The 10,855-nt window shown below is 64.2% G+C and carries 7 protein-coding genes; 2 read left to right on the forward strand and 5 right to left on the reverse strand.

Features of this window, described 5'->3' with window-relative positions:
- Nucleotides 1-27 precede the first annotated feature (27 nt).
- Nucleotides 28-2,475, forward strand: coding sequence for a zinc-dependent metalloprotease (locus KF759_RS08370; protein WP_291224456.1), 2,448 nt, complete (start codon nt 28-30; stop codon nt 2,473-2,475).
- A 62-nt stretch (nt 2,476-2,537) separates the two neighbouring features.
- Nucleotides 2,538-3,827 carry a DUF1566 domain-containing protein gene (locus KF759_RS08375; protein WP_291224457.1) on the forward strand — a complete coding sequence of 430 codons (1,290 nt, stop codon included), beginning with the start codon at nt 2,538-2,540 and terminating at the stop codon, nt 3,825-3,827.
- A gap of 3 nt (nt 3,828-3,830) precedes the next feature.
- Here the strand turns inward: KF759_RS08375 and KF759_RS08380 are convergent, their stop codons facing one another.
- From KF759_RS08380 to KF759_RS08400, 5 genes are all read right to left on the reverse strand, one after another.
- Complete coding sequence (locus KF759_RS08380; protein ID WP_291224458.1) at nt 3,831-4,313, reverse strand: cupin domain-containing protein; 483 nt, start codon at nt 4,311-4,313, stop codon at nt 3,831-3,833.
- A 14-nt stretch (nt 4,314-4,327) separates the two neighbouring features.
- Nucleotides 4,328-5,206 carry an Hsp33 family molecular chaperone HslO gene (locus tag KF759_RS08385; protein ID WP_291224460.1) on the reverse strand — a complete coding sequence of 293 codons (879 nt, stop codon included), beginning with the start codon at nt 5,204-5,206 and terminating at the stop codon, nt 4,328-4,330.
- Nucleotides 5,207-5,274: 68 nt separating this feature from the next.
- Nucleotides 5,275-8,730: a transcription-repair coupling factor gene (mfd, locus tag KF759_RS08390; protein WP_291224462.1), complete on the reverse strand. Its 3,456-nt coding sequence runs from the start codon at nt 8,728-8,730 to the stop codon at nt 5,275-5,277.
- Between the two features lie 160 nt (nt 8,731-8,890).
- Nucleotides 8,891-9,148 (reverse strand): DUF333 domain-containing protein, encoded by a 258-nt coding sequence (locus KF759_RS08395; RefSeq protein WP_291224464.1) that lies wholly within the window; start codon nt 9,146-9,148, stop codon nt 8,891-8,893.
- A 174-nt stretch (nt 9,149-9,322) separates the two neighbouring features.
- A complete protein-coding gene (locus KF759_RS08400; RefSeq protein ID WP_291224466.1) occupies nt 9,323-10,807 on the reverse strand; it encodes an RNA-directed DNA polymerase in 1,485 nt (494 codons plus the stop codon).
- Nucleotides 10,808-10,855: the final 48 nt, after the last annotated feature.

A 10,855-nucleotide genomic window follows, 5' to 3' on the forward strand; every position in this document is an offset into this window, starting at 1 on the left:
TTTCCGACGCGCCATGAGGAAAGCCCGATGAAGCTTGCCCCGATTCTCGCCAGCGCAATGCTGGCCATCGCACTGGGCGGCCCTGCCTGCGCCGCGACCACACCGCCAAAGAGTACGCCGAGCACGAAGGCGCCGACCGCGAGCAGCGTCGAGGCGGCCACGCGCGGCCTGCAGCATGTGCCCGGTTTCTTCGATCTGTGGCGCGATCCGGCCAAGGGCCGCGTGCTGCTGGGCATCCATGCGTTCGATCAGCCGTTCCTGCTGATGACCTCGCTGCCGTGGGCGCTGGGCTCCAACGACATCGGCCTCGACCGCGGCCAGAGCAGTGACTCGCACCTGATGGAGTTCCGCCGCGTCGGTACGCGCGTGCTGCTGGTCGAGGACAACACGCGCTTTCGCGCGCAATCGGACAATCCCGAAGAAGCGCTGAGCGTGCGCCAGGCCTTTGCCGAATCGGTGTGGTGGGCGGGTGACGTGCTTGCCGAGCGTGACGGCCTCGTGCTCGTCGATGTCGGCTCCCTGCTCGGTGCCGATCGCCACGGCATCGCCGCGCAGCTCGCGCGCAGCGGGCAGGGCAAGTACGAGGTCGACGACAAGCGCAGCGCGGTGCTCGCCGCCGAAGCGAAGAGCTTCCCCGACAACACCGAACTCGAAGCCCTGCTCACCTTCAAGGGCGCGGGCGAAGGCAAGTTCGTGCGCGATGTGGCGATGGACCCGCAAAGCCTCAGCCTGCGCCAGCACCTCAGCCTCGTGCGCCTGCCCGAGCCCGGTTACGTGCCGCGCGACTATCACCCGGCTTCGGGCGGCCTGAGCGTGTCCTGGTACGACTATGCGCAGCCACTGGCATCGAGCATCGAGCGTCGCGTGCAGCCGCGTTTCCGCCTCGAAAAGATCGACGCCGCTGGCCACGTCAAGAAGCCGATCGTGTTCTATCTCGATCGTGGCACGCCCGAGCCGGTGCGCTCGGCGCTGCTCGCAGGCGCCAACTGGTGGAAGATCGCGTTCGAGAAGGCCGGCTTCAAGGATGCCTATCGCGTCGAACTGCTGCCCGCGGGCGTCGATCCGATGGACGTGCGCTACAGCCTCATCACCTGGGCGCATCGCGCCACGCGCGGCTGGTCGTATGGCATGCCGATCGTCGATCCGCGCAGCGGCGAGATCATCCGCGGCAACGTCACGCTCGGCTCGCAGCGCGTGCGCCAGGACATCCTCATTGCCGAGGCACTGCTCGCGCCCTACGACAAGCCCGACGCCGCGGCGCTCAAGGACGAGGCCGAGCAGGCCGCGCTCGCGCGCCTGCGCCAGCTCGGCGCACACGAGGTCGGCCATGCGCTCGGTTTTGCGCACAATTTCTCCGCCAGCCGCCACGGCAACGGCTCGGTGATGGACTACCCGCACCCGCTGATCGCGCTCGGCGCGGATGGCCGGCTCTCGCTCGCCGCTGCCTACGGCGTCGGTGTCGGGCCGTGGGACGACTTCATCGTCGCGCATGCCTACGGTCAGTTCGCGCCGGGGCAGGAACAAGCGGCGCTGGCGAAACTGCGCGCCGACATCGTCAAGGCCGGCTATGGATTTCTCGCCGATCAGGATGCGCGCAGCCCCGGCGACGCCGAACCCGATGGCCTGCTGTGGGACTCTGGCCCCGATTCGTTGCAGACCTTCGATGCGCTGATGAAGGCGCGCCGCGTGGCGCTGGCGAACTTCTCGGCCGGCGTGCTGCCGCCCGCGCGCCAGAGTGGTGAATTCGAGGCGCGGTTGGTGCCGCTGTATCTCCTGCATCGCTACCAGACCGAAGCCGTCGCGCGCTTGCTCGGCGGCGCGAGCTACGCCTATGCCAGCGCTGCCGATCGGCGTGCCGGCGCCACGCCGGTTGCGGCCGCGACCCAGCGCGAGGCGCTCGCACGGCTGGTCGCAACGTTCGCTGCCGACACCCTGGTCCTGCCTGACAACGTGCTCGCCCTGATGACGCCGCCGGGCAACGAATATGCGCGCAGCCGCGAATACTTCGGCACGCAGATGGCGCCACTGTTCGATCCATTGTCGGCCGCCGAAGCCGCGACCGCGCAGACCACGAGCTTCCTGTTCGCGCCCGAACGGTTGAACCGTCTGGCCTGGCAGCATGCGCGAGATGCGCAGCAACCCGGCGTCGCCGAGCTGCTGGCGGCGGTGTTTGCCGGCAGTTGGAATCAGGCACCCCGCACGGGCGCGGCCGCGGCCGTGCAGACGGCTGCGAACTGGGTCGTGCTCGATGCCGTGCTGCACACGCTCGATGACGGCAAGTTGCATGCGCAGGTCGATGCGGCAGTGCGAACGTCGCTGCGCGCATGGCAGACGCAGCTTGCCAGCGAGCGCGGCGATGCGGCCGCCGCGGCAAGCCGGCTCGCCGCCGCCGACCTGATCAAACGCTATCTGGCCGATCCCAAGTCGGTGAGCCTGCGAGCCTTGCCGAAAGTTCCACCCGGCGCGCCGATCTGAGAATCGGGGTCGGCTTCGATTTCGGTATATTGACGGCGAGTTTCGCCCGTCATGCCGAAGAAATGAACCGGACCCTGTTTCTTGCGAGTCTGCTCGTGGTCACGCCGGCCGCTGGCCGCCCGCTCAACGACACCGCGGTCACCTGGAGCGGCGCGGCAGCCAATGGCTACGCGACCACCTGCATTGCCAGCCATCCGGCCGGGCAGGATTGCCAGTACGGGCGCGATGCCGCGGCGATCGCCGGCACGCTCGTCAAGCTCGGTGCGAGCACGCCCAACAATGGCCAAGCCACCGGCTTCGACTTCACCAAGGTTTCCAACAGCGGCGCAGACCTGCCGGCAACGGCTGCGCTCGGCGCGGGCGCCAACGATTGGGCCTGCACGCGCGACAACTTCACTGGCCTGCTGTGGGAGGTCAAGCTCGAATCCTTCGGCGAACTGCGCGGCCGCAACCGCACCTACAGCTGGTTCGATCCGGCCAGTCCCGACGGCAATCCGGGCAGCGAGAACGGCGGCGTCTGCAATCGCCCCGGTCGCTGCGATACCGCCAAGTTCGTGGCCGACGTCAATGCGCAAGGCCTGTGCGGCTACAACGACTGGCGCCTGCCGACGGTCAAGGAACTGGAAGACATGACCGACCTCGGGCGCAGTCTGGGGACGGTCGATCCCGAGTATTTTCCGAACACGATCGAGGCGCTGTACTGGGCAGCCAATCCGGTCGCGGACACCACGCGTGCATGGGCGGTCTCCTTCGCGCGCGGCAGTGTGCATGCGACCACTGCGCCGATGGGCGCGTCCAACACGCGCGACGCGGCCAACCGCGCGCTGCTCGTGCGCGGCGCGCCGCCGGCGACCGGCGTGGCCGCGTATTGCCGGAACGGCATTCCGGCGAACAATCCTTCGGTGAGCTACCTCGACCACGGCGATGGCACGATCAGTGACCGACGCAGCGGGCTGATGTGGAAGACCTGTCTCGAAGGTCGCAGTGGCAACGATTGTGCGGGCGGCGCGACGCAGACGATGAATTGGGCCAGTGCGCTCGCTGCCGCGCAGGCATCGACGTTCGCCGGCCATGATGACTGGCGCCTGCCCAACATCAAGGAATTGCGCGCTCTGGTCGAGGAATGTCGCAGCGCTCCCGCGATCAATACCGAACGATTCCCGAACACGCCCTCTGGCGCGGTGTGGTCGGCCACGCCCGATGCGTCGTCATTCACGACGTCCGATGCGCGCATCGTGTCGTTCGCCGATGGCGGCTCGATGAACCTGCCGCGGCAATCGCTGGTGCCCGGCGTGCGTCTGGTGCGCTACGCCGACCTGATCTTCGGCGACGGCTTCGAAACCGGCCCTTGAGGCTCAGGCCAGGGTGAGCAGCGCCGGATCGATGTGGGCGAGCGCAGCGGCGATTTCGGGTGCGGAATCGAGCAAGGCGAAGCCCGCGAACTCGAAGGCCGGGCCGACGCTGCACCCCACGAGGCTGTAGGCACCAAGCGGGCGCGCGGCTTGCCAATGGCCGGCGGGAACGACGTGTAGAGGTGTGGTTCCGGTGGCGTCGACCGCACCGAGCCGGTGGCGCGTGAGGCGCATGTGCGCGGGGTCGAACATCAGCAGTTCCAGTGCGTCGCCTTCGGCGTGGTGCCAACATTCGTCGGCATCGACGCGGTGCCAGCGACTGTGTTCGCCCGCGGCAAGCAGGTAATGGATCGTGCTCAGTGCCGCACGCGCTCGCATGCGGTCGAGCACTTCCTGTGCGGAAACATGCATGCGGCGAAAATGACCGCCTTCGGGATGCGGGGCGAGATCGAGCAGGTCGATGAGCTCGCGGGCGCGTGCATGCATGGGCACGGCGGCGTTCAGTGACGCGTGCCTGTTGCGGCCTGCGGACCGCTGAACAGGGCGTCGATGTCGGCCTCGTCGAACACGTAGCGGCGGTTGCAGAACTCGCAATCGACCTGCACCGAACCCTGCTCGGCGAGTGTGGCCGCGCACTCGGCCTGGCCGAGCGAGCGCAGCATGTCGGCCACGCGATCGCGCGAACAACGGCAATGGAAGGCCAGCGGTTGCGGTGGCTGCAGGCGCACATTCTCGTCGTGGAACAGGCGCAGCAGCAGATCCTGCGCAGACAGCGCGAGCAGTTCCTGTTGCGAAAGCGTTGCCAGCAGGTGGCCGACGCGATTCCAGCCGTCTTCGTCGTGATCGACGCCGTGCCCGCCGCTGCTGGCGATCTGCTGCAACAGCAGGCCCGCACAGCGATCACCGGCCTGGGCCAGCACGATGCGCGTGGGTAATTGTTCGGAGCGCGCGAAATACTGTTCGAATGCCTGCGCCAGATCGCCGCTCTCCACCGGCACGATGCCCTGATAGCGCGTCTGCGTGACCTGGTTCTCGATGGTGATCGCAAGGCGTGCATTGGGTTCGAGCCTGATCGGCGTGGCGGGCGGCGTGCCCTGCCAGCGTGCAATGCCGCGCACATGGCCTTCGTGCGTGCATTCGGCAAACAGCAGCTTGAGCGCGCCGCTGTCCTGCAGTTGCACAGACAGGCGCCCGTCGAACTTGATCGTGCTGGTGAACAGCGCGCTTGCGGCGAGTGTTTCACCGAGCAGCACGCCGAGCGCGCCCGCATAGTCGCCCTGCGTGCGCAGCGCCTGCCAGGCCGCGTCGAGGCGGACATGCGCGCCGCGCACGCCGGCGCGGTCGAGTTGGAAACGATGGAGCGCGTCGGTGTGGGTCATGGTGTCTTCGAAATGCGGATGGGCGGATTGTCGCACTCGCGCAAGCGCAAGGCGCACTCTGCGGGCGATCAGGCGGCAAGCCGTGCGCCGAGCGTGCGCAACAGATCGCCGGCGGCGCGCAGGCGTTCGCTGCTGCCTTCCAGCGGCATCTTGAACTTGAGTTTGTCCTGGCCGTCGAGTGCGTAGACGCGCGGTTGGCTCTGGATCAGGCGGATGATCGTCAGCGGCTCGATCGCGGGCTTGGGCGTGAACAGCACGCGCCCACCCTGCGGCCCGAGTTCGAGCTTGCGGATGCCCAAGGGCGTCGCCGCGAGCTTGAGCGAGGTCACCGCGAACAAGTGCTTGAGCGGATCGGGCAGGAGGCCGAAACGGTCGATCATCTCGACCTGCAGTTCGCGCAGTTCCTCGTCGCTGCGCGCGCTGGCGATGCGCTTGTACAGCGTGAGGCGCGTGTTGACGTCGGGCAGGTAGTCGTCGGGAATCAGCGCCGGGATGTTGAGCACGATCTCGGCTTCGCCCTGACTTGCGAGGTCGAAATCGGGCACCTTGCCTTCCTTGAGCGCGCGCACCGCGCGATCGAGCATCTCGCTGTAGAGCGCGAAACCGACTTCCTCGATCTGGCCGCTCTGTTCCTCGCCGAGCAATTCGCCGGCGCCGCGAATTTCCAGATCGTGGGTGGCGAGCGTGAATCCCGCGCCCAGTTCATCGAGCGAGGCGAGCGCTTCGAGACGCTTTTCGGCATCGGCGGTGACGCTGCGTCCTTCGGGCAACATCAGATAGGCATAGGCGCGGTGGTGCGAGCGGCCGACGCGGCCACGCAACTGGTGCAATTGCGCGAGGCCGAAACGATCGGCGCGATTGATGATGATGGTGTTGGCGCTGGGCACGTCGATGCCCGATTCGATGATGGTCGTTGCCACCAGCACGTTGAAACGCTGGCGGTAGAAGTCGAGCATGATCTGCTCGAGTTCCTTGTCGGGCATCTGGCCGTGGGCAAAGCGGATGCGTGCCTGCGGCATGAGCTCGGCGAGCTCGCGTGCGGTCTTCTCGATCGTCTCGACTTCGTTGTGGACGAAATAGACCTGGCCGCCGCGCGCATGTTCGCGCTGCATCGCCTCGCGGATCGTGGCCGGGTCGTAGGGGCCGATGAAGGTCTGCACCGCGAGGCGATGCGCGGGCGGGGTGGCGATGATCGACAGATCGCGCAAGCCCGCCATCGCCATGTTGAGCGTGCGCGGAATCGGCGTGGCGGTGAGCGTGAGCACGTCGACCTCGGCGCGCAGTTTCTTCAGCGCTTCCTTCTGGCGCACGCCGAAGCGCTGTTCCTCGTCGATGATGACCAGGCCCAGATCCTTGAACTTGACGTCGCTCTGCACGAGCTTGTGGGTGCCGATCATCACGTCGATCTGGCCGGCTGCGAGCTTGTCGAGTTCGGCGGCGATTTCCTTTTTCGACTTGAAGCGCGACAGCACTTCGACACGGATCGGCCAATCGGCGAAGCGGTCGCGGAAGTTCTGGTAGTGCTGCTGGGCGAGCAGGGTGGTCGGCGCAAGCACCGCGACCTGTTTGCCCGCGGTGGCGGCGACGAAGGCCGCGCGCAGCGCGACCTCGGTCTTGCCGAAGCCGACATCGCCGCAGACCACGCGATCCATCGGCCGGCCGGCGGCGAGATCGTCGATCACCGCAGCGATCGCGCTGGCCTGATCGGGTGTTTCCTCGAACGGAAACGAAGCGCCGAATTGTTCGGCCAGTTCGCGGTCGACCGGCAGCGCCACACCCTGACGTGCCTCGCGCTGGGCGTAGATCGCCAGCAGTTCGGCGGCAGCGTCGCGCACCTTCTGCGCGGCCTTCTTGCGTGCACGCTCCCAGGCATCGCCGCCGAGCGCGTGCAGCGGCGCGAGTTCGGGCACGGTGCCCGAGTAGCGCGACACCAGATGCAGTTGCGCGACCGGCACGTAGAGCTTGTCGCCCTTGGCGTATTCGATCGCGAGGAATTCGGCGCTGGCGCCGCCGACATCAAGCTTGGTCAGGCCCTGGTAGCGGCCCACGCCATGATCGATGTGCACGATCGGCGAACCGACCGACAGTTCCGACAGATCACGCAGCACGGCTTCCGGATCGCGCGCCGCGCGCTTGCGCCGGCGCACCTGCTGCGCGCGCTCACCGAGCAGTTCGCGTTCTGTGAGCACGGTGAGCGCGGGCGAGGTCAGCGCAAAGCCGGCTTCGAGCGGCGCCACCGTGATGCAGAAGCGATTGCCTTCGGCACCGTCTTGCGCAAACGCCTGCCATGAGGCGAGCGTGAGCGGCAGCATGCGCGCTGCGGCGAGCTGTTCGATCAGCGCCTCGCGGCGTCCCGCCGAGTCGGTGGCGATCAGCACGCGACCCGGATAGGCGTCGAGAAACTGGCGCAAGGCGGCGCCGGCTTCCTCGCCCTTGCGATTGAGCGGCAGCATGGGTGCGGGCTGGGTGCCGAGCGGGAGTGCATGCTTGTTGTCGTCCGTGTCGACGATGTCGATGCGCAGTGCATCGTTGAGCCGCTCGCGCAGCTGCTGCGGTGGAAGGTACAGCTCGACAGGCGGCAACACCGGTCGCTCGACATCGTGCGCGCGCTGCTCATGGCGCTGGCCGGTCTGCGTCCAGAATGCTTCGGCGGCATCGAGCGCGCCGGCAGCGAGCACGAACAGCGCGTTGCCCGGCAGATAGTCGAACAGGGTTTCGGTGCGATCGAAAAACAACGGCAGGTAATACTCGATGCCGGCCGGCGCACCACCTTCGTTGATGTCCTGATACAGCGGGCAACGACGCGGGTCGATCGGGAAGCGCTCGCGCAAGGTGTTGCGAAAGGCCTTGGCCGAGGCTTCGGTGAGCGGAAACTCGCGCGCCGGCAACAGACGCACGGCATCGACCTTGTGCGCGGAGCGCTGGGTTTCCGGATCGAAGCTGCGAATCGAATCGATCTCGTCGTCGAACAGCTCGATGCGATACGGTTCGTTGCTGCCCATCGGAAAGATGTCGAGCAGTGCCCCACGCACCGCGAAGTCGCCCGGTTCGAGCACCTGCGGAACGTTGCGGTAGCCGCTCGCAGACAGGCGACGCTGTTCAGCAGCCAGATCGAGTTTCTGACGCAGTTCGAGCATGAGGCTCGAAGCGCCGAGGTAACTGCGCGGCGCCAGCCGCTGCATGAGCGTCGCCACCGGCACCAGCAACACCCCGTGCTCGAGGCTGGGCAGGCGATACAACGTGGCGATGCGCTGCGAGATGATTTCCGCGTGCGGTGAAAACAAGTCGTAAGGCAGGGTTTCCCAATCGGGAAATGGCAGGATGTCCAGCGTCGGCGTGCGGAAAACCGTGAGCTCGGCTTCGAGCGCATTGGCTTCGTGGGTATCGCGGCATACCACCACCAGTGGCCCGTTTTGCGCCTGCGCCGCTTCGGCCAGCGCAAGGGCGAGCGCGGAGCCATGGGGCGCAAGCCAGTAGCGACGTTGCTTGGCGGAAGCGGGGAGGGAAGCCTGGATCAGTGGCACGGGTATCGGCTGCGCGGCAAGGCCGCCGCTGCGAGTGATTCGGAGCCGCGCATTCTAGCAGGTGAGTTTCACTTGCCCGGGTGACCTGCGCTTGCGTAGCACAAAGCGCATGGAATCTCCGCGAAGCAGGTTCGTCACGAACGAATTGTCGGCCCGCGACTCATGAATTCTGCGGATGATCTTTGCGAAACAGCTCCCACTCGTCCACCACGGTGCCATCCGGCAAGTGACACATGCCCTTTTGTGCGCCGGACTCATCTGTCACGATCTCGACGCGTCCGCCCTTCTCCTTGGCGCAGTACTCAGATGCGGGGTTCGCAATAGCGGCACCGCTTTGCGGCGAATCCGCAGACGAGCAAGCGGAGAGCGCGATGCAGCCAAGAAGTGCAACGCCCCAGGGAAAACCGTTGATTCTCATCTCGACCCCTGATGATATGGATAAAGCGGCCAATGCCCGAATCAAGCCGCGCCGCGAAGCGGTTTTGGCTTGAATGCTCCAATGGACCCCCGCGCGCGTCCCAGGGCTTGGATGAGCCCGACAGGGCAGGATCACTGCGCGGCGGGGTTGACGGGGGAGTCCATACATGAATTGTTAGATGGCAGGCTCGAATACATCAAGATGCCGAATCAGGTTTGTGCGTTTCGCCGACGTCTTGCACCCGACAAACAGCTTGAACTCCTTGCGATTCTTAAAGATCAATCCTTGGTTGGCAAAAACTGACTGAGGGATCGGGTCTTTAAACTTGTACTTCTTCGGCAGGCTGTCCATCAATCCGTTACTAGCAAAAAAGTACCCAATCCAAGTTATGAGGTACTTGTTGCGACTTTCGTCCTCGGAGAGCTTGTCTAAGAACTGACCGAGGTATTCAACGATCCGGCTCTGATGAGTGAACCCAAATGGCGTTCTAAGTAACGCCTCCATAATAGCGATTATCTTTGGGAAAGCCTTTATTCTTAGATTCCCGAGCATGAGAAGCATGCTTATCACTTTCTCGAGGTCCCTCGAAAAGAAGTCAAACTTTAGAGAGCCGTCTTTTCGAGTTATATCAGCTAAGAATCTATCAATTACGCCCGTTCCAGGGTGAGCACGGTCAATTTCAATGACTGCTAGGTACAACTCTCGAAACTGTTTCCAAGTAAAGAATTTCTTCTTGCGTGGGTGTACGACGTGGTAACGGGATACCCAGCCTCTGAACAGGCCGCCAGGCAGCGAATGGATCTGCGTCTTCTCGTCACTCAATTCTAGGTTGTACTGCTTGAGACTGGCCTGGAGAATCTTGATGACTCTCTTAGCGTCAGCCTCCGACTTCACAAGAACCCGATAATCGTCTTTGAAGCGAACCGCCTCACAGTCGATGGCTCCGGCTTTTACCTCTTTCGTGAATATCCGATCAACGGCCGCAGCAATTAGCTCGCCAATGAGGTCTGAGACCACCGGGCCTATCGGAATACCGTTTGTGCAGCCATCGCTTGCGTTCTGGAACAGCTTGTCCAGCCTGTTTCCAACATGACTGAAACTATGCATGTTCTTTGGCTTGCGTATGAACGACTTGCCATGCAGCGCCCAAGCAATGCTATGCGTGTAAATGGACGGGTAGAAGCGCTTGATGTCAGCTTTTACGATGTGACTGTACTTGTAGGCGACAGATGCTAAGTCGTCGTCTGTCATCTCAATGAACTCGTATATCAGCCTTCCACTTCTCAGGACGCCAAGGCGATTGGGCGTCCTCTTGCTGATCGGAAGCGGAAAGCTATACGAAGCGACGATGCTATCGCTTGGAATCATCCGATCTACTAGCTTCTTCCAGTTCCTCGAGAGGTGATATGCAATATCGTTATGGATGTATGGATCCATGATCCCAAACGTCCTGTCCGACAGTTCCGACTTGGGGAAGTGGACTTCGATGGGCTCGGTTCGATCCGGCTTGAAGCTATTCTTCTTCACCGCAAAGAACTTTTTCGGCTTGGCCGGTTTCTTGTCTACATAAAAGCACGGGGGAAGCACGTAGCTCTCAGCGTAGAACCCGCCTGTCAGTAGCCAGTGATACACGTCATTGGCTTTGAGTGCCTTAGCCAACGACTTAGCAGGGTGCTGAAAAACCCGCTAACAAGCGCCGGATGGCGC

Origin of the sequence: Dokdonella sp., from assembly GCF_019634815.1 — a bacterium.
Classification (GTDB): domain Bacteria; phylum Pseudomonadota; class Gammaproteobacteria; order Xanthomonadales; family Rhodanobacteraceae; genus Dokdonella_A.

Excerpts from the sequence above, each read along its gene's own strand:
- KF759_RS08370 (WP_291224456.1), top strand. The coding sequence starts at position 28 with ATGAAGCTTGCCCCGATTCTCGCCAGCGCAATGCTGGCCATCGCACTG.
- KF759_RS08375 (WP_291224457.1), top strand. The coding sequence starts at position 2,538 with ATGAACCGGACCCTGTTTCTTGCGAGTCTGCTCGTGGTCACGCCGGCC.
- KF759_RS08380 (WP_291224458.1), bottom strand. The coding sequence starts at position 4,313 with ATGCATGCACGCGCCCGCGAGCTCATCGACCTGCTCGATCTCGCCCCG.
- KF759_RS08385 (WP_291224460.1), bottom strand. The coding sequence starts at position 5,206 with ATGACCCACACCGACGCGCTCCATCGTTTCCAACTCGACCGCGCCGGC.
- KF759_RS08395 (WP_291224464.1), bottom strand. The coding sequence starts at position 9,148 with ATGAGAATCAACGGTTTTCCCTGGGGCGTTGCACTTCTTGGCTGCATC.